The organism is Nioella sediminis (assembly GCF_001879695.1).
GTDB lineage: Bacteria > Pseudomonadota > Alphaproteobacteria > Rhodobacterales > Rhodobacteraceae > Nioella > Nioella sediminis.
Genome location: NZ_MNBL01000176.1, coordinates 26,510 through 52,315, shown reverse-complemented (window position 1 = coordinate 52,315; position 25,806 = coordinate 26,510). Strand labels below are relative to the sequence as shown.

Sequence of the window (25,806 nt, the reverse complement as noted above, 5' to 3'; positions counted from 1 at the left end):
TCCTGAATTGCGGCCTCAACCTCTGAATCGAGCGCGCTCGTGGCCTCGTCCAGCACCAGAACCGGGGCGTCCTTGAGGAAGGCGCGGGCAAGGGCGATGCGCTGGCGCTGGCCGCCCGACAGTTTCACGCCGCGTTCGCCAAGATAGGCGTCATAGCCGGTACGGCCCATATGGTCCTGAAGCCCCAGAATGAACTCATGCGCTTCGGCCCGTTTGGCGGCGTTCACCATCTCCTCCTCGGTCGCGCCGGGGCGGCCATAGAGGATGTTGTCGCGCGCAGATCGGTTGAACATCGCGGTTTCCTGCGTGACCATCGCAATCTGGCGGCGCAGGCTTTCCTGCGTCAGGTCGCGCACATCGCAGCCGTCGAGCAGCACCCGACCCTCTTCGGCGTCGTAGAGCCGCAGAAGCAGGGCGACCAGCGTGGATTTGCCCGCGCCCGAGGCCCCGACGATCCCCAGTTTCTCACCCGGATGCACGTCGAGGGACAGGCCGGTCACGCCACCCTCTTCGCGGCCATAGGCGAAGCTGACATCGCTGAATTGCAGATGGCCGTCGGCGCGTTCCACCTCCAGCGCGGTGTCGCGGTCGGTCAGCGTGTGCGGGGGCGAAAGCGTGTTCATCCCGTCCTCGACCTCGCCCAGATTGGAATAGATCGCCATCAGGACGAAGCTGACCCAGCCGGTCATTTGCGCGATGCGGATCGACACGGCGCCAGTGGCGGCAATGTCCCCGGTCGAGGCGACGCCCTGCGTCCATAGCCAGACCGTACCACCAATGAGGATCACCGGCAGCGCGCCCGCGACGGTCATCAGGGCCAGCCGGAACCCTGCGGAAATGCGCCCGAAGCCGATGGCCTTCTGGCGGAATTTCTCCATGGCGTTCAGGGCCGAGCGGTCCTCGAACGCATGATGGGCGAAGAGTTTGACGGTCTTGATATTGGTGATCGTGTCGACGACCTGCCCCGACACGGCAGCCCGCGCGCCCGCCCGCGCCTTCGACAGTTTGCGCACGCGCGGCAGGAAGAAGCTGATCGTCGCGAAATAGGCGATGAGCCAGACAAACAGCGCAAGAGCCATGCGCCCGTCGATGGTGACCAGCAACAGAAGCGAGCCGATGAGCGAGGCCAGCGCGAAGGCCACGACGTTCACGAATTCGGTCACCACATTGGTCACGGCGCTGGCGGTCTGCATCTGTTTCTGTGCGATGCGGCCCGCGAAATCATCGTCAAAGAAGGTGACGGACTGGCCGAGCGTGTGGCGGTTCAGCCGTTGCAGCACCAGCACGTTGACGGCGGGCCCGACGACAAGGGTGCTGGCGGCGGAGGACGCGGCGAAGGCCAGCGGGCGCAGGACAAGGAAAAAGGCGATCCCGGCCAGCAGCAGCGGCCAGTGGGTTTCGATCATGGTGGCGGGGGCGGTGGTGCTGGCCGCGTCGATGACAAGGCCAAGGACGAGGGCCGAGCCGACCTCGAACATGCCCGCGAGGCCGGATATCAGCGCGGCCCCGATCAGGACGGGCCACGCGCCGCGCAGGCACCAGTTGAAGAAGGCGAGCAAGCGGTTTGGCGGCGGGCCTTTCGCGGGGCGGAAGGCGTCAATGAGGTTGGCGAGGCGGTTCATCATTTGGCGGCGTCCTCTGTCCCGATGAACCCGCCCGACTGGCGCGCCCAGAAGCCGGCATATAGGCCGTTCAGCGCCAAAAGCTCCTCATGCGTTCCGTTTTCGACGATATGGCCATCGTCCAGCACAACGATCCGGTCCATATGGGCGATGGTGGACAGCCGGTGCGCAATGGCGATCACGGTCTTGCCCTCCATCACGCCGTAAAGCGTGTCCTGGATCGCGGCCTCGACCTCTGAATCGAGCGCGCTGGTGGCCTCGTCCAGCACCAGAATGGGCGCGTCCTTCAGGATCACGCGGGCGAGCGACACCCGCTGACGCTGGCCGCCTGACAGTTTCACGCCGCGTTCGCCCACATGGGCGTCATAGCCCTTGCGGCCCTGCGGGTCCTCCAGATCGAGGATGAACTCATGCGCCTCGGCCCGCTTGGCGGCTTGCAGCATGTCCGCTTCACTGGCATCGGGGCGACCATAGAGGATGTTGTCGCGCACCGACCGGTGCAGCAGCGAGCTGTCTTGCTGGACCATGCCGATATGACACCGCAGGCTGTCCTGCGTCACTTCGGTGATGTCCTGCCCGTCGATCAGAACCTGTCCGCCCTCGGGGTCGTAGAAGCGGAGCAGCAGCTTGACGAGCGTCGATTTCCCGGCGCCGGAGCGGCCTACCAGACCGACCTTTTCGCCGGGCTGAATGGTCAGGGTCACGTCCTGCAAACCGCCCGAGCCGCGCCCGTAATGGTGGCTGAGATGATCCAGCCGCACCTCTCCGCGTGTCAATTCCAGCGGTTTGGCGTTTGGCGCATCGGTCAGGGTGATGGGCTGCGCGATGGTTTCCATCCCTTCCGACACCACGCCGAGCGAGCGGAAGAAGGTGCTGAGCGCCCACATGATCCAGCCGGTCATGGCATTCAATCGCAGGGTCAGCGCCGTGGCCGCTGCGACGATCCCCACCGACGCGGTGCCCTGCATCCACAGCCAGACGGCCCAGCCCACGACCGCCACCACAAGGAAGCCATTCAGCGCCGTCAGCATCACGTCCATCATCGTGTAGATGCGCATTTCGGCGGCGAAGGTGCGGCGGGTGTGCTCGATTGCCTCTTTCGCATAGCTGATTTCGCTGTCGTGATGGGCGAAGAGCTTGACCGAGTGGATGTTGGTATAGCTGTCGACGACGCGGCCCGTGGTCATGCTGCGCGCATCGGAACTGGCCTTGGAAGCCGGGCCCACGCGCTTCATCGTCCAGCGCACGAGCAGCCCGTAAAGGACGAACCAGACCAAGAGCGGCAGGACGAGGCGGATATCGGCCTCGGCCAGCAGAACGGCGGCGCCGACAAGGTAGGCCAGCGAAAAGGTGATCGCGTCGAAGACCTGAAAAACGGCATCCCCGGCAGCGGGCGGGGCCTGCATGATGCGGTTGGCGATGCGGCCTGCGAAGTCGTTCTCGAACCAGCCGACGGATTGGCGCAGCACATGGCGATGCGCGCGCCAGCGGATGAGCGTGCCGAAATTGACGAGGATGCCGTTGTTCAGAAGCGCCACGTCCAGCCCGTGCAGAATGGGGCGCAGGAACAGGATGAAAAGCGCGACGGCCAGCAGTTCCCAGCCATAGGTGGCTATGAATTCGGCAGGTTCCGACCCGGTCAGCAGGTCGACCAGCCGACCCATGTAGGAGATCAGCCAGATCTCCATCACCGCGACCACGATGGACATGATGGCCGTGATCAGGAACAGGCGCTTGAAGGGTTGCGAATAGTCCCACAGGAAGGGCCACAGCCGGTTGGGCGGGCTGTCCCGTTCGGGATAGTCCGTGTAGGGGTCGACCAGGTTTTCGAAGAAACGAAACATCAAGCGTCTGAAATGGGTCCTGTCACGGGCAGATATAGCCCGCGCGCTACAGGAAGACCATGACGGCGGAGGCAGCGAGGGCTGCAGCCATGCACAGTCGGAACACCGTCCACGCACGGGGGGTGGTCAAGAGCAGGGCGAGGAGCGAGCCTGCGAAGCTCCAGAACAGGCAGACGAACAGGTTGATGCCCGAGAATGCGGTGGATAGGCGCTGTGCTTCGCCCGCGGGGTTGAGGCCGATACCGTAGCCCGCAGCAGCGGCAAGCGCGACGGCCCAGATCTTGGGGTTCACCCATTGGAAGAGGACCGCCTGCACGAACGTAAACGGCCGCTCCCCCGCCCTGCCACCAGACAGGTCGCCCGCGCGGATCAGGGCGTAGGCCATCCACAGAATCCAGCCCGCTGCGATCAGTTTCAACGAGAAGGCCAGCGCCGGTTGCGCCAGCAGCAACGTGCCGATCCCAAGACCCATCAGCGCCGCGATGACGCCGACACCGACCGCCACGCCAAACACATGCGGCAGGGTCGCACGAAAGCCGAATCGCGCGCCGGAGGCGGTCAGAAGGATGACGTTGGGGCCGGGGGAAAAGAGCCCAGCGAAAACGAAGGCGTAGAGCGGGTCCAAGGGATTGGTCCTGATTGCGGTCGGCAGACAGGACGTCAGCGCGCTCGGGCTGTCAAGGCAGGAGCTCGGCGCGAGTGAGGGTGAAGCCGGATGCAATCCAGCACGCCTCGATCTCTCGCATCCGGTCGCCAAGCGCGGGGCCTTGCAGTCCGATCGCCAATAGGTCAGCGGGTTTCACCGGCAATTGCAGCCCGTCGGCGAATTGCGCCGCATCCAGTTCCGACTGCGCGAGTGGTGTTTCCAGCAGCGCTACACGCAGAAGCAGCACATCGCGGGCGATGTCGACCCCTTCGCGGTAGCCTAGCTCGCCCGCACCCATCATTGAGCCGACCGCATCGCGCAGCAGCTGCACCCGGCGCGCATCTGCCTTCGACAGGCGCAGCGCGTCGCCGGGGTGATCACCGCCGATGGCCGCTAGGCGGCGGCAATGGTCGGGGGGAACGCCCAGATCGGCCTCTGCATGGATCAGGATCGGCAGCGGTTTCGCATCGGCCCCCGGCAGCGCGTGGCGCAGGATCCCCGCCTGCGCCATGGCGGCGACGGCCGGGGCGGGATCGGCGGCGCGCAGCAGTTTGCGCATTTCATGCCCGATCCGTTCGCGTGACAGGTGGTCGATGCCATCGGCCATCTCGGCGCAGGCAGCAAGGCCATCGGCATCGAATCCGTTGGTCTGGTCAGCATAAAGCGCGTGAAAGCGGAAGAAGCGCAGGATGCGCAGGTAATCCTCGCGAATGCGATCATGCGGGTCGCCGATGAACCTCAGCCGCCGCGCCTGCAGGTCGGCCACTCCGGTGCCCAGGGGGTCGATCACCCGGCCCTCCGCATCCGCATAAAGCGCGTTCATGGTGAAATCGCGCCGCATCGCGTCTTCCTCCACCCGGTCGGCAAAGGCGATCACCGCGCGGCGGCCATCGGTTTCCACGTCGCGGCGGAAGGTCGTCACCTCATGCGGCAGGCCATCGGCAATCACGGTCACGGTGCCGTGGTCGATGCCGGTGGGGACCGCCTTCAGCCCATTGGCCCCTGCGATCTGCATCACCCGTTCGGGGCGCGCGTCGGTGGAGATGTCTATGTCATCCGTGGGCAGGCCAAGCAGGCCGTTCCGGACACAGCCACCGACGAAGAGCGCGTGAAACCCCTCGGCCTCCAGCGCCTTGCACAGGGTTTGCGTGCCGGGATGGTGCAGCCAGTCGGTGTTCAGGATCATGACGCCACCCGATCCGCCAGCCCCTTCAGCATCCGCGCCGTCGCGCCCCAGATGTAATAGGGGCCGTAGGGGGCCACGTAGTATGATCGCCAGACTCCGCGCCAGCGGCGGCGTTCGGTGCGGTAACTGGCCGGGTTCAGGAGGAACGGAAGAGGGACCGAGAAGACCTCTGCCACCTCGCCCGCCTCTGGCACGGGTGTAAACGGCGCGCGGATGCGGCCCACGAAGGGGGTGACGGTGTAGCTGGTCACGGTCTCATGGGGGGACAGCTGCCCAAGGATCTCCACATTCGAAGGGTCGAGCCCGATCTCCTCCCGGCTTTCGCGCAGGGCGGCAGACACCGCGTCGGCGTCGGTGTCGTCGATCCGCCCGCCGGGAAAGGCGATCTGGCCGGGATGATGTTTGAGCCGCGCCGAGCGCATCGTCAGGATCACCCGCGCGCCCCGGTCGGTCTCGATGATCGGCATCAGCACGGCGGCGGGTTTCAGCTTGCGCCCCTCGGGCAATTCGATGCCGGGGTTCAGGTCATAATCCGACGAGGCCGGGGCAGCCCCGGCCAGTGCGCGGCTTATGCGGGCCAGATCAGATATCGGAGCCATCCGGGTTTTTCACCGCCTCGAACCCCAAGGACAGCGGGTCCAGGTCGTAATGCGCGCCGCAGAACTGGCAATCGGCGGTCACCCGGCCATCATCCTTGGTCATATGGGCGATGTCCTTGGCCGAATAGATCGACAGGCTTTCGCGCACGCGGGTTTCCGAACAGGTGCAGCCGAAGGAGACGGGCATCGCGTCGAAGACACGCGGGGCCTCTTCGTGGAACAGGCGCAACAGCAGATCGGTGGGAGAGACGGACGGTCCCACAAGCTCCAGCTCTTCGACGGTATCCAGCAAGATGTTCGCCCGGTTCCAGTTTTCGCTGTCGTCATCGTCGAGCAAATCGGTGGCCGCCAGAAGCCCCTCCTCGCCCGATCCACCCTCACCGGTCACATGGGGGCTGGCCTTGGGCATGTGCTGCAACATCACGCCACCCGCGCGCCAGCCGCTTTGGCCGCCGGGTTCCGTGCTGTGCCCGTAGGACAGGGCAAAACGGGTGGGCAGCTGTTCGGACTGGGCGAAATAGGCCTCGGCGCAGGCGGCAAGCGAGCCTCCGGCCACCGGTGTGATGCCCTGATAGGGGGTGTTGCCCTTGCCCTGGTCGATCAGGATCGCGAAATAGCCCTTGCCGATCTGTGCGAACGGGTCCGCACCTTCGACATATTTCTCCTGATCGTAAGAGGCATAGGCGCGGATCTGCGCCTTCTCACCCTCTTTCGCGGGGGCATAGATGTCGGTTGCCAGAATCCGCAGGGGACCGTCGCCGCGCACCTGCAGGGACAGTTTCCAGCGCAGCTTGATGGTCTGGCCGATCAGCGCCGTCAGCAGCGCCATTTCGGCCAGCATCGCCTCGATCCCGCGCGGGTAGTTATGCTGCGACAGGATCTGGTCCATCGTACCGTCCAGCCGGGCGACCCGCCCGCGAATGTCGGAACGGTCAAGCTGAAATGGCAGGACGGTGTCGTCCCAGGCGATCTTGGTGCTGAGGGTCATTGTCTTTCCTTCCGCCACGTGGGCTGGCATACCGCGCCCATATATGCGGAACAACCGCCTTGCCAACCCATAAGCCGCCATTGGCCCGACCGGAGAGCCCTGATGAACCGACGTTTCGGCCCGCAACCCGACCCGGCCCGCCGCTATATTCCCCGGCGCGGGGTTTATGCGGCGATCCTGACGGGGGACGGGATTCTGGCGACGTTTCAGGAGAAGCCGCTGGCAGAACTGCAACTGCCCGGTGGTGGCATCGACCCCGGCGAATCGCCCTTGGCGGCGCTGCATCGCGAGGTGTTCGAGGAAACCGGCTATCGCATTCATTCCCCCCGCCGGTTGGGGATGTTCCATCGGTTCACCTATATGCCGGATTACGACATCTGGGCGCAGAAGCTGTGTACGGTCTACGTTGCGCGGCTCGGGTCCCGGCTGGCCGATCCGACGGAGACGCATCATACGCCCGTGTTCCTGCCATGGGACGAGGCGGAAACGATGCTGGGCGTTGATGGGGACCGGTTTTTCGTGTCGCGTCTGCGCTCATCTCTCAGGGCGTAAAGCTCAGGCAGATCGCTGACACGTCGTCGTCGAAATCGGGGCGGCTTGAATAGGCCTCCAGCTCTTTCAAGATTTTCGGCAGGAAACCATCTGCGGGGGCGTTCGCGTGGCGGGTCACAAGCTCTGCCAGCCCGTCTTCTCCCAGATAGCCGCCAGCAGGGTTGGCGCATTCGGTAAAGCCGTCGGAATGCAGCAGCAATCGGTCACCGGGATTCAACTGGAACTCAACCGTTTCGAACCGCGCGCCGGGCAAAAGGCCAATGGGCATCCCACCTTCGCCGACCCAGTCAACCTGGCCACCCGAGCGCAGAATCGCAGGGTGCGGATGGCCTGCCTGCACCATGCGCGTGTTCCCGGTTTCAAGATCCACATCCGCCAGACAGAGGGTGAAATAGAGATCGGTTTCCACCTCTTCGAACATCATCTGGTTCAGCTTGCGGGCCACGTCATCGGGCGGCAGGGCGACCCAATGGCCACCCCTGGCCTGCACCAGAGCCACGTTCTGTTCCGGCGCGGCGGTGCCAAGCAGCCCGGCCATACGCGCGGCCAACAGCGCCGAGGTGACGCCATGGCCAGACACGTCGAGCGAAAAAACCCCGATCCGGTTGCCGGGGATCGGGAAGAACCCCACGAGATCGCCACCCACATGGCCGCTGGAGCGCAGCAACAGCGCGACGGATCCGTTCTGCACCGGGCGGAAGGTTTCGCGCACCAGCGATTCCTGCAACCTCTTGGCCTCGACCAGGTCACGGTCGAGCGCGTCATATAGCGTTTGAAGTTCCGCCAGCGTGCTACTGATCTTGCGGTTCTGGCTGACCAGTTCGCCCTGCATTGCAACGATCCGTTCCCCCGCCCTGATCCGGGCGCGCAATTCATGGGGATTGACGGGTTTGGTAACGAAATCATCCGCCCCCGCCTCCAGCCCCAGAACAATTTCAGACTTCTCGGATTTGGAGGTCAGCAGGATGACATAGCCATAGCTTTCCCGGTCCATCCGCCGGAAGGCGCGGCAGAAATCGGGGCCTGACATGCCGGGCATCATCCAATCGGTCAGGATGATCGGGATAGCTTCACGTGACAGGATGTCGAGCGCCTGTTCGGGGCTGTCGCAGACGGTGACCGGATGCCCCCATTTGCGCAGCAGAGTGGCCAGCAAGCGCCGCTGCGCCGGGCTGTTTTCCAGCACCAGTACGGGTGACAGGCCAGGAATTGCGGCCCCGGGCCTGTCCGTCATCAATGTTGCGTCATCGGGCACCTGCCACCTCTTGCCTGTGAATCCGGCCATTCGTGACAGCCCCGGGTTAAGGGCAGGTGAACGGTAAAATGCTGCTTATCTGGCCAGCTTTCCTAATCTCCCGTTAATGGATCTGGCCTAGGATTTCGGGAAATGAACAGCGGGAACGGAGGCCGCGGTGATTGATCGAGAGCGTCTGGAAGAGCTTCGACAGGAGATCGGGGAAGAGGATTTTTCCGAAGTGGCAGAGATGTTTCTGGATGAGATGGCAGACACGATGGCAACGCTCTGTACAGCGACCGGGCCTTCGGGGCCGAATGTGTTTCACGGGTTGCGCGGTAGTGCCCTCAATCTCGGGTTCACCGATTTCGCCGCTGCCTGCACCGACGCGGAAAAGCGGGCCATAGCAGGCCAGTCGGTGGACGTGGCATATCTGGACCGGCTCTACCGGGACTCGGTGAAGGCCTTTGAATCGGACCTGTCCGCCGACGCGGCCTAGATCAGGAATTCGGACAGCACTTCGTCTTCGGTAATGTCGCGATAGGCAAAGCCGCGATCTTCCATACGCGCGAACAGCCCGTCGAAATCGGCGGCATCGCGGGTTTCGATCCCGATCAGGACCGAGCCGAAATTCCGCGCGGATTTCTTGAGATACTCGAACCGGGCGATGTCATCACCAGGGCCGAGCAGCCCAAGAAAATCCTTCAGCGCGCCGGGGCGCTGCGGCATCCGCAGGATGAAATACTTCTTCACCCCCCGGAATCGCATGGCGCGTTCCTTGACCTCTGGCAGCCTCTCGAAATCGAAATTCCCACCAGAGGTGACGCAGACCACCGTCTGCCCGCGCAGGGCCGCGCCCAGATCCTTGAGCGCGTCGATGGCCAGCGCGCCCGCAGGTTCCAGAACGATCCCTTCGACATTCAGCATCTCGGAAATCGTCACGCAGATGCGATTTTCCGGGGCGGCCAGTACATCGCCCGGATCGGTCGAGCACAGAACCTCGAACGGGGCTTCGCCAATCCGCGCCACGGCGGCCCCGTCGACGAAAGTGTTGACCTGCGGCAGAGTCACCGGTTCACCCGCTTTCAGCGCGGCGGCCAGACTTGCCCCACCCTGCGGTTCCACCAGTTTCACCCGCGTCCCCGCCCGCACGGATTTCAGATAGGACAGCACGCCGGAGGACAGTCCGCCGCCACCGACAGGCAGGATCAGCCGATCGGGCGCGGCGCCTAGCTGTTCCAGCAGTTCCACCGCGACCGAGGCCTGCCCTTCCATCACGTCGGGGTCATCGAAGGGCGACAGGAAGGCGGCGCCGGTTTCGGCGCAGAACGTCTGCGCGGCGGCCAGCGTTTCGTCGAAATAGTCGCCCACCAGCTTGATCTCGACCGCATCGCCGCCAAAGGCACGGGTCTTGTCGATCTTCTGGCGCGGCGTGGTGACCGGCATGAAGATCTCGCCCCGCACCCCGAAATGGCGGCAGACGAAGGCCACCCCCTGCGCATGGTTTCCCGCGCTGGCGCAGACGAAAAGCCGCCGCTCGGGATCTTCGGCCAGCCGCTTGGTCATGGCGTTGAAGGCCCCGCGGATCTTGTAGCTGCGCACCGGGCTGAGGTCTTCGCGCTTCAGCCAGATATCGGCGCCATAGCGGTCCGACAGAAAGGCATTGCGCAAGAGCGGTGTCGGCGGAAACAGCTCTCTCATCGCAGCCGTGGCGGCGCGGGCCTTGTCGGCAAAATCACTCATGGCGCGGGCCTTTCGGGATCAGTTCAGGGGGCGGCCTTCGATCTGTGTGCCGAAAAGCGTGGTCAGCAGGGACAGGTTCAGCAGCACCTGTATCCAGTACAGGAACGCCATCGGGATGATCCCAAGGGCGCTTTCACCGAAGATCACCGCAACCAACTGGTTCGCGAGGGTCATGGCCAGCGCAATGAAGAACAGTGGCACCAGAAGATGGCTGGCAACGGGCTTCGTCGCTTCCCAGCTTTCGCGGAAGGTCATCTTCTGGCCAAGCGCGGCGGCAGGCAGGATCAGCCCGACGCGGGTGATCAGCCAGGTCAGGCCAAGCGTGAAGCCGGTCAGCAGGACGAAGGCGAAGGCCTGGGACGGGATGACGCTGAGGAAAATGCCAAGGACAATCATCGCGGCAATGCTGACCGCAACCGCAAACAGACCGATCAGAAACGCGCGGCCCAGATAGGACATGATGTAGGGCCCATGCCAGTTCGGCATCACACCGCGCCCGTATTCTTCCAGCAGCACGAAACGGTGCCAGCCGACAGCGGCCCAGCAATAGGTGATGACGCTGACCACGACACCGGCCAGGACGGTCAGGAAGATCACGCCAGGGTTGACGTCAGGCAGTTGCGCCGGATCAACCGTGGTATTGCCGAACGTGGTGTAGGAAACGCCCCAGCTCATGAACAGGGCCAGCAGAATGGCAGCGGGCAGGAAGGTCGGAACCAGCGTCAGACGCGCCGCTTGTCCCATATTTCCGAAAACCTGCGCCACGATGTGCCGCAACATCCGATAGCCATAGTCCATACGCTCACACTCCGCTTGTCTTGCTTCCCCCCTGAAAACCCGGTATCGCCGCCCCGGTCAATCGAATTCCCGGAGATACCCCATGTCTGCGCCCAAGAAAGTCGTTCTCGCCTATTCCGGCGGTCTCGATACCTCGATCATCCTCAAGTGGCTGCAGACCGAATATGGCTGCGAAGTGGTGACCTTCACCGCCGATCTGGGCCAGGGCGAGGAACTGGAACCGGCACGCGAAAAGGCGCTGATGCTGGGGATCAAGCCGGAAAACATCTATATCGAGGATGTGCGCGAAGAATTCGTGCGCGACTTCGTCAACCCGATGTTCCGCGCCAATGCGCAGTATGAGGGGCTGTATCTGCTTGGCACCTCCATCGCACGGCCGCTGATTTCCAAGCGCCTGATCGAGATTGCCGAGGAAACCGGCGCCGATGCCGTCGCCCATGGCGCGACCGGCAAGGGCAATGACCAGGTGCGGTTCGAGCTTTCCGCCTATGCGCTCAACCCCGATATCAAGGTGATCGCGCCATGGCGGGAATGGGACCTGACCAGCCGGACAAAGCTGCTGGATTTCGCCGAGAAGAACCAGATCCCGATCGCCAAGGACAAGCGCGGCGAAGCGCCGTTCTCGGTCGATGCGAACCTCCTGCACACGTCCTCCGAGGGCAAGGTTCTGGAAGATCCCGCCGTGGATGCGCCCGACTATGTCTACCAGCGGACCGTGCATCCAGAGGATGCCCCGAATGAACCGGAATACGTGGAAATCGGGTTCGAGAAGGGCGATGCCGTGTCCATCAACGGACAGGCCGTGACCCCTGCCGAGATGCTGACCAAGCTGAATGAACTGGGTGGCAAGCATGGCTGCGGGCGGCTCGATCTCGTCGAAGGCCGCTTCGTGGGCATGAAATCGCGCGGCATCTACGAAACCCCCGGCGGCACCCTGCTGCTGGAGGCCCATCGCGGCATCGAGTCGATCACCATGGACCGCGGCGCGATGCACCTGAAGGACCAATTGATGCCGCAATATGCAGAGCTGATCTATAATGGCTTCTGGTACAGCCCCGAACGCGAGATGCTGCAAGCCGCCATCGACAAATCGCAGGAACATGTCACCGGCACCGTGCGGCTGAAGCTTTACAAGGGTCTCGCGCGCTGCGTGGGCCGCTGGTCGGATCACTCGCTCTATTCCGAAGAGCATGTGACGTTCGAGGATGATGCGGGCGCCTATGACCAGAAGGACGCGCAAGGCTTCATCAAGCTCAACGCCCTGCGCCTGCGGCTGATCGCGATGCGGAACCGTCGGTTGAACGGCTGAACCTCCAGCCACGTCAGCATTGCCAGATTGAGAAGACCCGCCCATCAGATTGGGCGGGTTTTTCATTTGGGGGCCGACATGGCACTGGAAGAGATCGCAGGCCGGATCAACGCAGGGCTGACGGACAGGCCGTTCGAAGGGTCGCTCAAGTTCGATTGCGGTGAAGATGGCGTGATCGTGCTGGCGGATGGCGGGGCCACGACCGAGGACCGCGAAGCCGATTGCACCCTGACGCTCAGCCAGGACAATCTGGTAAAGCTGATCTCGGGCAAGCTGAACCCGATGACAGGGCTGATGATGGGCAAGCTCAAGGTCAGCGGCAACCCGGCAGTGGCGATGAAGCTGAGCCAGTTGCTGAAGGGCTAGAGACCCTCCAGGAACTCGCGGTCCGTCATCACATGCGACAGCTTCTCGCGGTCGAAATCTATGTGAACGATCCGCTGCGTCTGGTTGGCACCGGTCACGCGGCGAAACCGGAACTGTCTGTCCGTGAAATTGCCACGGCGCATGATCCAACGCACCATCGAGGCCGTCAGCCCGCGATAAGGTGCAATGAGGTCGATGATCCACAGGTTCTCGCCAGAGGTCCAATCCTCGGGGTCGAGCGGTTCGCCGGTGATCAGCTTTTCCTCGGCGGCACTGTTCAGGAAGGCCCAGGTAAACAGGCCGCGCGGCACATCGTCGAAACGGAAGATCCTGAATTGCCCGGTTTCAACGGCCGGTTCGAAATACCGGCGCAGCACGGACACAGGCATCTCGGCATGGCGCGGGCTGCGAAAGGCGAGGAACAGAAAATCACCATAGACACGCAGCTTGTCAGCCGATGGCATCTCGATCGGCGGAACCGCCTTGCCCTCCATATCCTGCGCGGTCATGGCCCGGCCCGTTCCGGCCCCATCAGAACCCGGGCCTCCCATGTGCGCAGCGAGGGGCGCGCGGGGTCTCCGTAGCTGGCGGGGTCACTCAACTGCGGGAAAAGCTGCACGATCTCGTCACGGACCGCGCGATCCAGTTCGTCCATGGCATGATCACCCGGAAAGAAGCTTTCGGTGGCAAGCCCTTCGGTCAGAATGATCTGGTGGCTATCGAAAAGCAGGTGGAAATACTCCACCTCTGTCACCTCATGATCGACGGTAATCGTGTGGTCGTTCACCAGCATCTTCGCGGGCACCAGCACCTGCGGTTCTGCAAGAAACAGCTCTGCCCGCCAGCCATCCAGAAGCACCCTGTGCTGCGGCGAAACAAGGAGATCGCGAGAAGGGACTCCGGGGCCAAGCGCATCTGCGGTGATGCGGATCGGGCGCAGGGTGGGGGTGCAGGCAAGATCCTGCTGCGACAGGTGGCGCGATCCGATCCAGCGCACCGGCTGCGGCGGTCCATCGAGCGTGACAACCCTGTCACCGACGGACAGCGTTTCTACCGGAAGCGGCCCATCGGGCGTTTCGATCAGCGTACCGCGTGCGACGCAGATCAGGATGGTGATGGTGACGGTGTCCTCATCGGAACTGCCGCCACTCGTGCCGGTCACGGTGAAGGTGATTACCTGATCGGTGCCCGAGGTGATCACCGCAGATCGGTCGACGATGAACGTGTATTCGCCCGTGGTCGCATTGGTGACGAGCGTGCCGTAACCGGGGTTGCTGACCGCTGAAAAGACATATCCGTCAGTGGCTTCACTTGGCGATCCGCCCCCGAACAGGGGCACCACGTCGAAGTCGCCGCTGACGCTGGTGGCACTTGGGTCGGACAGGTCGAGCGTCTGCGCCCAATCGCTTGGCCCGCCGGTCGTATTGCCGCTGGTTTCACTAATGTTGTAGCCCATGGGGCGCCTGCTTAATCCACTTTGGGAACACGAACTCTACTACTGCTGTCCCCAGTATAAACAGGGTTTCCGAAAATCCCAGTGGTCCGGCGTTCCATGTGCAGAAACCGGCCCACACAGGGTGGGCCGGCCAGACTGGCACCAAGGCGGAGTGACTGAACTTCAGACCGTTATTGCGCGGTGATCGTCGTCATGACGAGGTTGCCGTCGACGCGGATCGGGCCGTCCTCGGTGGCGCCAAGCGTGTATTCGAAGCCGCCGGTCATCATGCCGCCGTCTTCACCGTGGATCATGAGCATCAGCATGTCGCCAGCGACCACGGCTTCCTGGAGAATCGCCGTGACATCAACATTTTCGCCCTCGCGCAGCGGCGCATAGCCGACCACCGGACCGGGGGCCATGGAGGCATCGGTGCGGTGCACGACCATCCAGCCATTCGCGGGCGCGACGACGGCCTCGGCGGTCACGGTGCCGCCGGACACGTCCTGGTCAGAGGCGGTGACAGACGGCGCCATGGCATGACCCGCCGCAAAGACTGCATTGGCGGCAAAAAACAGGGCTGTGCTCAGAAGGATCGTTCTCATTGTCTCGTATCTCCCTAGGTTATCGGGCCACTCAGGATCGGGTGGCATGGGGGAGTCACGAGACGGGGCCGGAAAGAGTTTCAGCGGCAGGAAGAATTTTTATTTCAGCGCGTTCGGGGCCATTTGCAGGTAGTAGGGCATCGCCTCTTCACAGAGCTTTGCGGCGTCGCCTTCAAGCCTGGGCAATGGCCCTTCCGCGCCCGCGAATCCGGTGCTGTTCCAGACCGCGCCGTACCAATGCGGGGCCCAGACACCGTCATCCTTGTGGCCGCCTTCGGGCCAGGACAGCATCGCGGGATCGAAGTCTAACCCTATGGCATCACATAGTTTTTCCAGCATCACGCGGGGATTGTCGCGGATATCGTGGCTGTCGATCACGACCGGGTTGCCGCCGAAGGACTGGACCTCCTGATAAAGCTCCGCCTGTTGGCGGAAGCCGATATCGTCGAGGCTCGGGTTTTCACGCTTGGCGGCATAGCTGGCAATCACCCGCGCCGGGTGGCGGATCAGGAAGACATTGACCACATCGCGCATCCAAAGACGGGGCACGCCGGCAATCATGTGCTGGGTCATATGCTTTTGATACCAATGGGGTTTTCCGTCCGGATTGGGGCCGGACAGCGCATCGGCAACAACCTGCGGATCGTGCGGCTGCGCGGCGAGGATCTGGGTGGTCATCGGATGATCCAGCCCTGTTTTCGCCAGGTAGGCGGCGTAGAACGGCTCGTCCACCACGGCGCAATCGGCGCGGTTTCCGAAGGCGTACATCATCGCCGTCGACAGGTTGCGCGGACCCGACCACATCGCGATTTTCATGGCGTCACCCCCCGTACACCGGGCGTACACCCCCCGTGCACCCCCCGTACAGACGGAATCGCGATTTCGCAAGCGCGCGCCGGGGCCGTAACAGCGGCTCAAGCTGGCGTGAGCTCACGCGGTCTTGCGTTGTATTTCATCACCCCTGGCGCGATGCATGGACCAGAGAGGAGACCGAAGTCATGCCCCGCATTCGCATCGCACATCATCTGAAGATCCCCGCCCTCGCGCTGTTCATCGGTTTGGGCCTGATCGCCAGCCACAGCCGCGCAAACGCGGAAGAGATCCGCACCGCCGTGGTCGCGGGCGGCTGTTTCTGGTGCGTCGAGAGCGATTTTGAAAGCGTCGATGGCGTGATAGAGGCGGTGTCGGGCTTTGCCGGGGGTACAGTGGATAACCCCAGCTACCGCGACGTGACGCGCGGCGGGACCGGCCATTACGAGGTGGTGGAGATCACCTATGATGCCGACCTGCTGCCATATCGGGACTTGATCCACCTGTTTCTGCGGTCCATCGACGTGACCGACGACGGTGGTCAGTTCTGCGACCGGGGCGACAGCTATCGCACTGCGATCTTCGTGAATACGGGTGAGGAGCGCGCAATTGCAGAAGCCGAGATCGCCGCTGCAGCGGCGCAGCTTGGGCAGACGGTTGTCACGCCGGTGCTGGATGCCGCACCGTTCTGGCCGGCGGAGGAATACCACCAGAACTACTACCGCAGCGAAGACCTGATCCTGACCCGCTTTGGCCCGCGCCGGAAATCGGTGGCCTATGGGCTGTATCGGCAGGGGTGCGGGCGCGATGCACGAGTGTCCGAGCTATGGGGCGATGATGCGCCCTTCGTGGGGGATCACTAAACGGTCGCGCTTGGTCAGGCCCGCCGTCAGGGCGATTACAGGTATCCCTCCGAGCGGAAGCTGAGGGTTGCGGACTTGCCGATGATCAGATGATCGTGGATCACGATATTCAGCACTTCGGCGGCATCGCGGATGGCGTTGGTCATGTCCAGATCTGCCTGGCTCGGCGTCGGGTCGCCGGACGGATGGTTGTGGACGAGGATCAGCGCCGAGGCATTCAGTTCCAGCGCGCGTTTCACCACCTCTCTCGGGTAGACGGGAACATGGTCCACCGTACCGGTCTGTTGCGCCTCGTCGGCGATCAGCACGTTCTTTCGGTCGAGGAAGAGAATGCGAAACTGTTCCAGGTCCCGATGCGCCATTGCTGACTGGCAATAGTCCAGCAGCGCATCCCAGGAGGACAGCAGCGGTCTGTTGATCACCTTGGCGCGCGCCATGCGATGACCGATGGCCTCGATAAGCTTCAGCTCGAACACCACGGCATCGCCCACGCCATTGACCTCTTTCAACCGCGCGGGCGGGGCGGCCAGCACATGGTTGAGATCGCCGAAGGCGGCCAGCAGCCGTTTGGCCAGAGGTTTGGTATCCCCACGCCGGATGGCGCGATAGAGCAGCATCTCCAGCAGTTCGTAATCCGGTACAGCCGCCGCGCCGCCCTTCGTAAATCGCTGGCGCAGGCGTTGGCGGTGGAATTTGCGATGATCTTCGACAAGTCGATCGAGGCGCGGGACAACCGGGGTGGCCCCGGCCCCCGGATCGAATTCGAAACCGGGCAGGCGCTGTTCCTCGAATCGGGTTTTTCTACGGGTCATGCCCCGAGGATTCGCCCGGAATGGTTAACGGCGCGTTACTCCGGCAGGTAGGTCAGCCCGTTTGCCACCCGGCTGGACAGGCTGCGGCGCAGGGTGTCGCCATCGGTGACGGGCACCAGCGACAGGTTGATATTGGCCACGGTCAGATAGCTTTCGGGCCGGGTCGGGTTGGGATGGGCGGTCAGGCGCAACAGCATCGGGCCGATGTCCGGGTCGGTGTAGCGTCCGACCAGATGGACGCCCGTGTGCCCTTCGAACTCGAATACCTCGATGGCGAGGATCTCGGCCTCTTCAAAGCCATCCACGGCCACGGGAAAGACCTGCTCTTGCAGCAGGTTGGCCGACAATTGCAGGCGCAGGTCATGCGGGCTTTCGGCCTCTTCCGCCATGGGAATGGTGGCCGTCACCACCTGTATGTTCTCGACGAACTGGCGCGGCTCTCCGGTGGCGAAGGTCAATCTCACGAAGGCCCCGCCATCGGGCTGGCCCTCTGCGATCAGCTCTACCTGGTCCTGGTTCGGGACCGACAGCGAAAAGGGCGCGGGAACCTCGATACCGAATTGCTGCGCATAGCCGTCATCGAACAGGAACACCCGGTTCGTCGTAGCGCCCTGAAGGTTGAACAGGTTGAATTCTACGCTGCCGGAGACCTGAGCCGAGGCGCTGCCGGCCAGGCCAGAGAGTGCCAGAATGAATGCCAGGAAAATCCGCATGTCGCCCCCTTCGCGTTGATCCGGCGACCGTAGGAGCATTGTGGCCAGCGGTCAAACCGGTGTCGGTTTCCGGTTTTGAAACTGGTCGTCACGAAGCTGCCGCCACCAGCTGCAAGGACGCTTCCCCGCGCTTTGCCAAGCACAATGGGCGCTTTACCCTGATCAGTTCCGCCGCTTCATCACCATCAGGTGATACTCGTTCTGCTCTTCGAAGAAGCCCGGGCGTTTGGAGGGTGTCGCCAGGCGATTCAGCTTCTTTCCCGCGAATTTTTCCAACACCCAGGAGCGCCATGGTTTTTCGCGGGCGAATTCACCCCGGAAACGTTCCAGAAACGGCGCGAGCTTTTCGGTCTGAACGTAATTCATGATCTCGAAAGTAGGCGCGATCTCTGCTGTCACGTCCTCGTCCGAGACAACTTCGAAGGCGCCCTGCGCCTCCAGTGCTGCCAGAAATTCGGCATGGGTCGAGTGGGTCCGGTCGGTCTCTCGGTGGGCTTCGCGGCGGAAGTAGTCGAAGAGAACAAACCCCTCGCGCGCGTGGCGTTCGGTTTTGGCCAGCGCAGAGGTCATGTCGATGTAGTGAAAGCTTTCTGCGTAGAGGCATATGTCGAACATGTCGTCGCGCTCGAATTCCTCAAGGGTCGCGTCGATCACCTCGGTGCCGGCGGGCAACTTCTCGCGCGCCATCTGGTTCATCTGCACGGAGGGCGACAGCAGCGTCATGTCATAGCCCCGATCGATCAGCGCCAGCGCGTTTGCGCCCGTGCCAGAGCCGATCTCGAAGATCGTCTTCACGCCGTCGGGGATCGCGCCTGCAAGTTTGTCGAAATAGGCCTGTTGCGCGTTGCTGAGGGACTGACCTGTAAGATCCGGGGCTTTGCCGCCCTCGAAATAGCCATAATGGGCAAAGCCGTGCCCAAACATGACCTCTGACAATAGCGCCATGAACTCCAGGTCCAGCGTGCTTTGCTTCTTCATGACTATGTCCCCCCAAGACATCACACGCCTTTTGCGACGCACTACACTCTAATGGCCAAGTGAGCGGCGTTGGTTCAAGGGTTTTTGTTATCTCCGGGGGCTTTGGATCGGGCCATGATCTTGGTGCCTATGCCCAGGTGGGGTGGAACTTGCCGCCGGGGGACAGGGTGAAGATGTCGAACCCATCCGCCGTCACGCCGATGGAATGTTCGAACTGGGCGCTGAGGCTCTTGTCGCGGGTCACGGCGGTCCAGTCATCGGCCAGAACCTTGGTTTCGGGGCGGCCGAGGTTCACCATGGGCTCGATGGTGAAGAACATGCCCTCTTCCAGCGTGGGGCCGGTGCCGGGACGACCGTAATGCAGCACATTGGGCGGCGCGTGAAAGACCTGCCCCAGCCCGTGACCGCAGAAATCGCGCACAACGGACATGCGATGCGCCTCGACATAGGCTTGGATCGCGTGCCCGATATCACCGAACGTGTTGCCGGGCTTGACCGCCTCGATCCCCTTGAACAGGGCATCATGGGTGACCTGCACCAGCCGTTCCGCCTTGCGGCTGAGGCTGCCAGCCACATACATCCGGCTGGTGTCGCCAAACCAGCCATCGACGATCACGGTGACGTCGATATTCAGGATATCGCCGTTCTTGAGTGTCTTCGGCCCCGGAATGCCGTGGCAGACCACGTGATTGACCGAAATACAGCTGGCGTGCTGATAGCCCTTATAGCCGATGGTGGCGGATTTGGCGCCCGCGTCATTCACCATCCGCTCGATTTCGGCATCAATCGCCTCGGTCGTCTGGCCCGGTTCGACCATCCCGGCAATGTCATCGAGGATGCGCGCCGCCAATGCGCCGGCCTTGTGCATGCCGGCGAAATCAGATGGGTTGTGAATGCGGATGCCGTCCCGGGTCAGACGGCCTTCGAACTTATCCAACGTAGCGCTCCTTGGCCTTTTCGGGCTGCAACCTATGGCAGGACGCGCCCGGATGCCAGAGGGCGGGGTGAATTGCCGCCCGTGCCGCTTTGCGATAGCCATGGCGCAAGCGACAGGCACAAGGAGCATGGATGATGGAAGCGCTGAGCAATCTGATGACTTTGGATATCGGGGGGGGCCGCACCCTGGGCGATGTCCTGACTCTGGATTTCCTGGCCCAGATGGTGGGCAGCGTGATTGCCGCCATCCTGCTGCTTTTCGCGGCCTTCATCATCGGCGGATGGGCGCGGCGCAAGATCGTCAAGATCGCGCTGGAACGGGAAGAACTGGACGATACGCTCTTTACCTTCCTGGGCAACCTGCTGCGCTATGTGGTGCTGATCCTGGCTGTTGTGGTGGTGCTGAATACCTTCGGGGTGCAGACCACGTCTCTGGTCGCTGCCATCGGTGCCGCCGGTCTGGCGATCGGCCTGGCGCTGCAAGGCACCCTGTCAAATGTCGCGGCGGGTGTCATGATCATCCTCTTCCGGCCGATCAAACTGGGCGATTTCGTCTCTGTTGCAGGGGTTTCCGGCACGGTGAAGGACATCTCGCTGAACACGACAGAACTTGCCACGCTGGACAATGTGCAGGTGATCGTGCCGAACGCACAGGTCTGGGGCAGCGTGATCACCAATTATTCGGTCTACGACACCCGGCGGGCGGAATGGACCTTCGGTGTGTCCTACGGATCGAACCTTGCGACCGCCGAACAGGTCATCCGCGACACCATCCTGTCCGACCCGCGCGCCTTACCGGAGCCGGAGCCGTTCTGTCAGGTCAACAATCTTGGCGACAGTTCCGTGGATTTCCTGGTGAGGGTCTGGTGCGCCTCGTCGGACAAGTTTTCCTTCGAGGCCGATATGAAGCGGCAGGTGAAAGAGGCTCTGGATAAGGCCGGGATCGACATTCCGTTCCCGACACAGACTCTCATTCAGGTTTCGGAATAGTCACTAACCAAGGGATTTCGACCCGTTTTGGGCCGCCAAGCCATACGCCCTCGGGCGTAATCCGGCAGTCGAAGCACAGTGTTTCGACCCCCGCGTTGCGCGCGTCAGCATAGGCGGCGGCGTAGTTCGGGTCGATATCCGCCGCGAGGGTGAACCCCTCACAATCCGTGCGCTGGATCAGGTAGAGCATCACGGCGCGGTGGCCCTCTGCCACCATCGCGGACAGCTCTGCCAGGTGCTTCGCACCCCGCGCGGTCTTGCTGTCAGGGAACTCTGCCAGTCCGGGCTGGCGGGACAGCGTCACCGACTTCACCTCCACATAGGTATCCGGGCGGCCCGCGCCTTGCAGAAGGAAGTCGATGCGGCTCGCCTCTCCATACTTCACCTCCGGGCGGACCGTCTCATACCCCTCCAGCCCCGCAACCTCGCCCCCCTCCAACGCGGCGCGCAGCATCCGGTTGGGCAGGCTGGTATCGACCCCGGTGAAATGGCCGTTTTCGTGATCGACCAGCCGCCAGCCGAATTTCAGCTTCTTCTTCGGGTCGTCATTGGGTTCCAGCCACACAAGGCTGCCCGGTTCCGCCAGCCCCATCATCGAACCGGGATTGGCGCAATGGGCGGTGATTTCGCGCCCGTCCTCCAGCTTGCAATCGGCCAGAAAGCGTTTGTAGCGGCGGATCAGCCGGGCGGGGATGAGAGGGGTTTGAAAGCGCATGGACCGGGCCTATACCTGAGCCAAACAAGAGGCAAGGAACACGCTCATGCCCAACCCCACCGCCGCCATGCTGGTGATCGGAGACGAGATCCTCTCGGGCCGCACCCGCGATTCCAACATGCACCACCTGGCGCAGCAACTGACCAGCCACGGCATTGACCTGACCGAGGTGCGCGTCGTGGCCGATACGCATGACGGTATTGTTGCCGCCGTGCAGGCCCTGTCCGCCGCCTATGACCATGTCTTCACGTCTGGCGGTATCGGCCCCACCCATGATGACATCACCGCCGAGGCCGTGGCCGCCGCCTTCGACACGCCGATCAGCATCCGCGACGATGCCCGCGCGCTGTTGCAGGCCCATTACGACCGGTCCGGGCAGGAGCTGAACGAGGCCCGCCTGCGCATGGCGCGCATTCCCGATGGGGCCGCGCTGATTGAAAACCCTGTGTCCGTCGCGCCCGGTTTCACCCTGCGCAACGTGCATGTGATGGCCGGAGTTCCATCGGTCTTTGAGGCCATGGTGGCCTCTGTCCTGCCGACGCTGACCGGCGGCGCGCCGCTTCTGTCGCAGACCATTCGGATCGAGCGGGGCGAGGGCGAGATCGCCGGGCCGCTAACCAAGCTGGCCGAGGACAACCCGGAGGTCTCTATCGGGTCGTACCCCTACATTCAGAACGGCGTCTACGGCTCCAACATCGTTGTGCGCGGCACGGACGGGCCGCAGATCGACAAGGTCATCACGGCGCTGGCACGCCTCTTCCCGGATGTGTCATGACAGTCTCTAACACAGGGCTTTTCGAAATCTGCGAGGCCACATGGCCCGCGGCCTCGATCACTCGGATCGGCCCCTGGCTGGTGCGTGACGGGCAGGGCGCGGGCAAGCGGGTGTCGTCTGTCACTGTAGAGGGCGATTGGCGTCCCCAAGACATCCCACAAGCCGAGCAGGCCTGCCGCGATCTGGGGCAGGACCTGTTGTTCCAGATCAGACCCGAAGACGCCTTGTTAGACACTGTTTTGGCCGAAAGGGGCTATGACATTGTCGACCCGGTCGATTTCCTTGTTGCCCCGGTCGAGACGCTCACCGCCGATCTGCATCGGCTCGCCGCAATCCCCTGTTGGCCACCCCTTGCCGTGCAGACAGAGATCTGGGCCGAGGGCGGCATCGGCCCTGCGCGCCTTGGGGTCATGGACCGAGTCAAAGGCCCCAAAACCGCGCTTCTGGGTCGGCACAACGACCACCCGGTCGCCACCGCCTTCGTCGCTATCCACAATGGCACCGCCATGCTGCACGCGCTGGAAGTGTCACCCGAGGCCCGCCGTCAGGGCATTGGCCGCACCATGATGCAAGGCGCCGCCAACTGGGCCGCGCGGCACAATGCGCGGGATCTTGCCGTTTTGGTTGTCAAAGCCAACAAACCCGCCCAAACTCTCTATGCCGGGCTGGGAATGACCTCTGCCGGTGCTTATCATTACCGTATCAAGAAAGGCTGATCCGTGGCGAAACCGAACCCCAAGGCAACCGCGCTGAACCTGCCGCCGCTGGACCCGCTGCCAGAGGCGACGCAGAGGTATTTTGACATCTGCGATGAAAAGCTGGGGATGATCCCCAATGTGCTGGCGTCCTACGCGTTCGATGTGGACAAGCTGAATGCCTTCACCGCGATGTATAACGACCTGATGCTGGGTCAGAGCAACCTGACCAAGCTGGAACGCGAAATGATCGCGGTCGTGGTGTCCGCCGTGAACCGCTGTTTCTATTGCCTCACCGCCCATGGTCAGGCGGTGCGCGCCCTGTCGGGCGACCCGAAACTGGGCGAGATGCTGGTGATGAACTACCGCGTCGCCGATCTGGACCCGCGCCAGCGCGCGATGCTGGATTTCGCCGTGCAGATGACGGAAGCGAGCTACAAGATCGAAGAGGCTGACCGTCAGGCCTTGCGCGATGTGGGGTTCACCGACCGCGATATCTTCGACATTGCCTCGGTCGCCAGCTTCTTCAACATGACCAACCGCATGGCCTCTGCCATCGATATGCGGCCCAATGATGACTACCACGGCATGAACCGGTGATCAGGGGCGCTCTTATATCCCTTGTGGCACTCGCCGCCGCCCTTCCGCTTCACGCGTTGGAGTTGGAGCTGCCGGGCGTATCCGAGCTGTCGCATGAGGAAACCGAGAGCGCCACCTATTACAGCCTGCCAGTCAGCCCGTGGCTGGGAACCGGGGCAGAGATGATGACGGTAGAGGGCGCGCTGGCCCGTCAAGTCTGGCAGGTTCAGGACTATAGCGGCAACAGTGCGCAACTGATGGCCTCTCTGCGGGGACAGATCGAAGCGCAGGGCTATGCCCCGGTCTTCGCCTGCGATGCCACACTTTGCGGCGGGTTCGATTTCCGCTTTGCCATGGACGTGACGCCGGAACCGGCGATGCATGTGGATCTGGGGGACTATTCCTATTTCGTCGCTCAGTTGGAGGGCGAGGCCGGCACCGAATATGTGGGTGTGTTGACCTCTCGCGGCGGCCTGCGCGGCTATATCCACATGGTCCGCATCAGCCCCGCCGACATGATCCCGGTTTCGGTCGCAGTGTCCACCCGGTCGCCTGACGGGGATGAAATCGTTGATATCCGCGAAAGCCTGGCGGTCCAGGGCACCGCCACGCTGGCTGATCTCAGCTTCTCCACCGGGTCATCGACGCTTGCAGAGGGAGACTACCCTTCGCTGATGGATCTTGCCGCTTTCCTGAACGACAATCCCGAAACGCGCGTCGTGCTGGTGGGCCATACGGATGCGGAAGGCTCGCTTGAAGGGAATATCGCGCTCAGCCGGGCCCGGGCCGAGGCGGTGCGTGCCTTCCTGATCCAGTCGCTCGGGGTCAGCGCCGCGCAGCTCGGGGCCGAGGGCGTCGGCTATCTGGCCCCGCGCGCCAACAATGCCAGCGACGAAGGCCGCCAACAAAATAGGCGGGTCGAAGTCGTCGTGACTTCAACCCGCTGAGTTGCCCCGCCGGGGTTGGCGGGGTCGGCATGAACCGTAAATTCTCAGATAATCACCAGTCGCCGGGGCCCTTGTCGCGGAACTGGTCGACAAGGAAGTCGATGAAGGCGCGCACCTTGGGCTGCGTGTAGCGGCCCGGCGGGTAGATCGCGTAGATGCCTTGGGTTTCCTCGGGCAACTCCGGGATCGCATCGACCAGCAGGCCCTGCCGCATCGGTTCGGCATAGAGGAAACTGGGCAGATAGGCGATGCCAAGCCCGCCGATGGCGGCATTCAGCAGCGACTGGCCATCGTTCACTGTCAGCGAGCCAGCGGTCCGCACCTGACGCACCTCGCCAGAGGGCGCGGTGATTTTCCACACATTGCCCGCCGCCTGATTGGAATAATGCAGCAGCTTATGGTCGTTCAGATCGTCGATCCGCTCGGGTCGGCCGAATTTCTTGAAATAGTCGGGGCTCGCGATCATCCGCTTGGTGGTTTCCGTCAGCTTCCGGGCGCGCAGGGAACTGTCCTCCAGCTCACCCACCCGAATGGCCATGTCGAACCCTTCGGAAATCAGCTCCACATAGCGGTTGTTCAGCACCATGTTGACGGTGATATCCGGGAAGGCATGCAGGAAGTCGCCAAGGATGGGCGACAGGTGATTGACCCCGAAATCCGTCGCCACCGACACACGCAGCATGCCCGAGGGTGCCGATTGCATCGCGGTCACCAGCGCATCGGCCTCGCCTGCATCGTTCAACACGCGCCGGGCGCGGTCGTAATAGGCCAGGCCGATCTCGGTCGGGCTGACGCGCCGGGTAGTCCGGTTCAGCAGCCGTGCGCCGAGGCGGGTTTCCAGACTCGAAACATGCTTGGATACAGCAGATTTCGAGATCCCCATTTTCTTGGCCGCATCCGTGAACCCCCCCTGGTCCACGACTGTGGCGAAGGCTTCCATTTCCGTAAGACGGTCCATTGGGTCACCTGTGTGCTCTTTTCGTTTCGCATATTGGTATCGTTTCCAAATGCGGCGCGATTGCGGAGCACTACAGGCCAAAGCCGGGTATTACCGGGGATCGTTAAG

At 62.9% G+C, this 25,806-nt stretch carries 29 protein-coding genes; 10 read left to right on the top strand and 19 right to left on the bottom strand.

Annotated elements, in window-relative coordinates; all coding sequences use genetic code 11:
• The 6 genes from BKY26_RS19245 to hslO all read right to left on the bottom strand — a co-directional run.
• Positions 1–1,625, bottom strand: a 1,625-nt coding sequence (locus tag BKY26_RS19245; RefSeq protein ID WP_071691994.1) for an ABC transporter ATP-binding protein, incomplete at its 3' end; no start/stop codon positions are given.
• Positions 1,622–3,466, bottom strand: a complete 1,845-nt coding sequence (locus tag BKY26_RS19240) for an ABC transporter ATP-binding protein (RefSeq protein ID WP_071691993.1) — start codon at positions 3,464–3,466, stop codon at positions 1,622–1,624. The genes BKY26_RS19240 and BKY26_RS19245, both read right to left, overlap by 4 nt.
• A 46-nt stretch (positions 3,467–3,512) precedes the next feature.
• Complete coding sequence (locus BKY26_RS19235; protein ID WP_083431526.1) at positions 3,513–4,091, bottom strand: LysE family translocator; 579 nt, start codon at positions 4,089–4,091, stop codon at positions 3,513–3,515.
• A 52-nt stretch (positions 4,092–4,143) separates the two neighbouring features.
• Positions 4,144–5,298 carry a CCA tRNA nucleotidyltransferase gene (locus BKY26_RS19230; RefSeq protein WP_071691992.1) on the bottom strand — a complete coding sequence of 385 codons (1,155 nt, stop codon included), beginning with the start codon at positions 5,296–5,298 and terminating at the stop codon, positions 4,144–4,146.
• The gene (locus BKY26_RS19225) at positions 5,295–5,897 is read right to left on the bottom strand and encodes a CoA pyrophosphatase (protein ID WP_071691991.1); all 603 of its coding nucleotides are present in this window, start codon (positions 5,895–5,897) and stop codon (positions 5,295–5,297) included. The genes BKY26_RS19230 and BKY26_RS19225 overlap by 4 nt, the downstream gene beginning before the upstream one ends.
• The gene (gene hslO, locus BKY26_RS19220; RefSeq protein ID WP_071691990.1) at positions 5,881–6,885 is read right to left on the bottom strand and encodes an Hsp33 family molecular chaperone HslO; all 1,005 of its coding nucleotides are present in this window, start codon (positions 6,883–6,885) and stop codon (positions 5,881–5,883) included. Before hslO ends, BKY26_RS19225 begins: the two co-directional genes overlap by 17 nt.
• 102 nt (positions 6,886–6,987) lie before the next feature.
• Here hslO and BKY26_RS19215 point away from each other — a divergent pair, with 102 nt between their 5' ends.
• Entirely contained in the window at positions 6,988–7,437 is a 450-nt protein-coding gene (locus tag BKY26_RS19215; protein WP_071691989.1) for an NUDIX domain-containing protein, read from the top strand.
• Here BKY26_RS19215 and BKY26_RS19210 read toward each other — a convergent pair.
• A complete protein-coding gene (locus BKY26_RS19210; protein WP_071691988.1) occupies positions 7,427–8,671 on the bottom strand; it encodes a PP2C family protein-serine/threonine phosphatase in 1,245 nt (414 codons plus the stop codon). The two genes, BKY26_RS19215 and BKY26_RS19210, sit on opposite strands and share 11 nt — an antisense overlap.
• Positions 8,672–8,849: 178 nt before the next feature.
• Here BKY26_RS19210 and BKY26_RS19205 point away from each other — a divergent pair, with 178 nt between their 5' ends.
• Positions 8,850–9,170: an Hpt domain-containing protein gene (locus tag BKY26_RS19205; protein ID WP_071691987.1), complete on the top strand. Its 321-nt coding sequence runs from the start codon at positions 8,850–8,852 to the stop codon at positions 9,168–9,170.
• Here the strand turns inward: BKY26_RS19205 and ilvA are convergent.
• Entirely contained in the window at positions 9,167–10,414 is a 1,248-nt protein-coding gene (gene ilvA, locus BKY26_RS19200) for a threonine ammonia-lyase IlvA (protein ID WP_071691986.1), read from the bottom strand. The two genes, BKY26_RS19205 and ilvA, sit on opposite strands and share 4 nt — an antisense overlap.
• Positions 10,415–10,432: 18 nt before the next feature.
• Positions 10,433–11,212: a hypothetical protein gene (locus BKY26_RS19195; protein ID WP_071691985.1), complete on the bottom strand. Its 780-nt coding sequence runs from the start codon at positions 11,210–11,212 to the stop codon at positions 10,433–10,435.
• 82 nt (positions 11,213–11,294) lie between these two features.
• Between BKY26_RS19195 and BKY26_RS19190 the strand changes: the two genes are divergently transcribed.
• Both BKY26_RS19190 and BKY26_RS19185 read left to right on the top strand, forming a co-directional pair.
• Complete coding sequence (locus BKY26_RS19190; protein WP_071691984.1) at positions 11,295–12,521, top strand: argininosuccinate synthase; 1,227 nt, start codon at positions 11,295–11,297, stop codon at positions 12,519–12,521.
• Positions 12,522–12,599: 78 nt separating this feature from the next.
• The gene (locus BKY26_RS19185) at positions 12,600–12,887 is read left to right on the top strand and encodes an SCP2 sterol-binding domain-containing protein (RefSeq protein ID WP_071691996.1); all 288 of its coding nucleotides are present in this window, start codon (positions 12,600–12,602) and stop codon (positions 12,885–12,887) included.
• Here BKY26_RS19185 and BKY26_RS19180 read toward each other — a convergent pair.
• The 4 genes from BKY26_RS19180 to BKY26_RS19165 form a co-directional block, all read right to left on the bottom strand.
• Positions 12,884–13,396, bottom strand: a complete 513-nt coding sequence (locus tag BKY26_RS19180; RefSeq protein ID WP_071691983.1) for a toxin-activating lysine-acyltransferase — start codon at positions 13,394–13,396, stop codon at positions 12,884–12,886. The two genes, BKY26_RS19185 and BKY26_RS19180, sit on opposite strands and share 4 nt — an antisense overlap.
• Positions 13,393–14,343, bottom strand: a complete 951-nt coding sequence (locus BKY26_RS19175; protein ID WP_071691982.1) for a Hint domain-containing protein — start codon at positions 14,341–14,343, stop codon at positions 13,393–13,395. The genes BKY26_RS19180 and BKY26_RS19175 overlap by 4 nt, the downstream gene beginning before the upstream one ends.
• A 170-nt stretch (positions 14,344–14,513) precedes the next feature.
• Entirely contained in the window at positions 14,514–14,927 is a 414-nt protein-coding gene (locus BKY26_RS19170; protein WP_071691981.1) for a DUF7282 domain-containing protein, read from the bottom strand.
• A gap of 99 nt (positions 14,928–15,026) precedes the next feature.
• Entirely contained in the window at positions 15,027–15,743 is a 717-nt protein-coding gene (locus tag BKY26_RS19165; RefSeq protein ID WP_071691980.1) for a sulfotransferase-like domain-containing protein, read from the bottom strand.
• A 182-nt stretch (positions 15,744–15,925) separates the two neighbouring features.
• Here BKY26_RS19165 and msrA point away from each other — a divergent pair, with 182 nt between their 5' ends.
• Positions 15,926–16,600 carry a peptide-methionine (S)-S-oxide reductase MsrA gene (gene msrA, locus BKY26_RS19160; protein ID WP_071691979.1) on the top strand — a complete coding sequence of 225 codons (675 nt, stop codon included), beginning with the start codon at positions 15,926–15,928 and terminating at the stop codon, positions 16,598–16,600.
• A gap of 35 nt (positions 16,601–16,635) precedes the next feature.
• Here msrA and radC read toward each other — a convergent pair whose 3' ends face one another.
• The 4 genes from radC to map form a co-directional block, all read right to left on the bottom strand.
• Positions 16,636–17,412 carry a RadC family protein gene (gene radC / locus BKY26_RS19155; protein ID WP_071691978.1) on the bottom strand — a complete coding sequence of 259 codons (777 nt, stop codon included), beginning with the start codon at positions 17,410–17,412 and terminating at the stop codon, positions 16,636–16,638.
• 35 nt (positions 17,413–17,447) lie between these two features.
• Positions 17,448–18,125, bottom strand: coding sequence for a hypothetical protein (locus BKY26_RS19150; RefSeq protein WP_071691977.1), 678 nt, complete (start codon positions 18,123–18,125; stop codon positions 17,448–17,450).
• A gap of 162 nt (positions 18,126–18,287) precedes the next feature.
• A complete protein-coding gene (locus BKY26_RS19145; protein WP_071691976.1) occupies positions 18,288–19,103 on the bottom strand; it encodes a class I SAM-dependent methyltransferase in 816 nt (271 codons plus the stop codon).
• 127 nt (positions 19,104–19,230) lie between these two features.
• A complete protein-coding gene (gene map / locus BKY26_RS19140) occupies positions 19,231–20,040 on the bottom strand; it encodes a type I methionyl aminopeptidase (protein ID WP_071691975.1) in 810 nt (269 codons plus the stop codon).
• 134 nt (positions 20,041–20,174) lie between these two features.
• Here map and BKY26_RS19135 point away from each other — a divergent pair, with 134 nt between their 5' ends.
• Entirely contained in the window at positions 20,175–21,029 is an 855-nt protein-coding gene (locus BKY26_RS19135) for a mechanosensitive ion channel family protein (RefSeq protein ID WP_071691995.1), read from the top strand.
• Here BKY26_RS19135 and sfsA read toward each other — a convergent pair.
• On the bottom strand, positions 21,010–21,744 hold the full coding sequence (sfsA, locus tag BKY26_RS19130) for a DNA/RNA nuclease SfsA (protein WP_071691974.1): 735 nt from the start codon (positions 21,742–21,744) through the stop codon (positions 21,010–21,012). The genes BKY26_RS19135 and sfsA overlap by 20 nt on opposite strands.
• A gap of 46 nt (positions 21,745–21,790) precedes the next feature.
• Here sfsA and BKY26_RS19125 point away from each other — a divergent pair, with 46 nt between their 5' ends.
• Genes BKY26_RS19125 through BKY26_RS19110 form a run of 4 tightly spaced genes read left to right on the top strand, consistent with a single transcriptional unit; the run spans position 21,791 to position 24,740 of the window.
• Positions 21,791–22,519, top strand: coding sequence for a competence/damage-inducible protein A (locus BKY26_RS19125; RefSeq protein ID WP_071691973.1), 729 nt, complete (start codon positions 21,791–21,793; stop codon positions 22,517–22,519).
• A complete protein-coding gene (locus BKY26_RS19120; protein ID WP_071691972.1) occupies positions 22,516–23,235 on the top strand; it encodes a GNAT family N-acetyltransferase in 720 nt (239 codons plus the stop codon). The genes BKY26_RS19125 and BKY26_RS19120 overlap by 4 nt, the downstream gene beginning before the upstream one ends.
• Positions 23,236–23,238: 3 nt before the next feature.
• On the top strand, positions 23,239–23,814 hold the full coding sequence (locus tag BKY26_RS19115; protein WP_071691971.1) for a peroxidase-related enzyme: 576 nt from the start codon (positions 23,239–23,241) through the stop codon (positions 23,812–23,814).
• A gap of 23 nt (positions 23,815–23,837) precedes the next feature.
• A complete protein-coding gene (locus tag BKY26_RS19110) occupies positions 23,838–24,740 on the top strand; it encodes an OmpA family protein (protein WP_083431522.1) in 903 nt (300 codons plus the stop codon).
• Positions 24,741–24,792: 52 nt separating this feature from the next.
• On the opposite strand, the gene BKY26_RS19105 is transcribed toward BKY26_RS19110, so the two are convergent.
• Entirely contained in the window at positions 24,793–25,698 is a 906-nt protein-coding gene (locus BKY26_RS19105) for a LysR family transcriptional regulator (RefSeq protein ID WP_071691969.1), read from the bottom strand.
• Between the last annotated feature and the right edge of the window lie 108 nt (positions 25,699–25,806).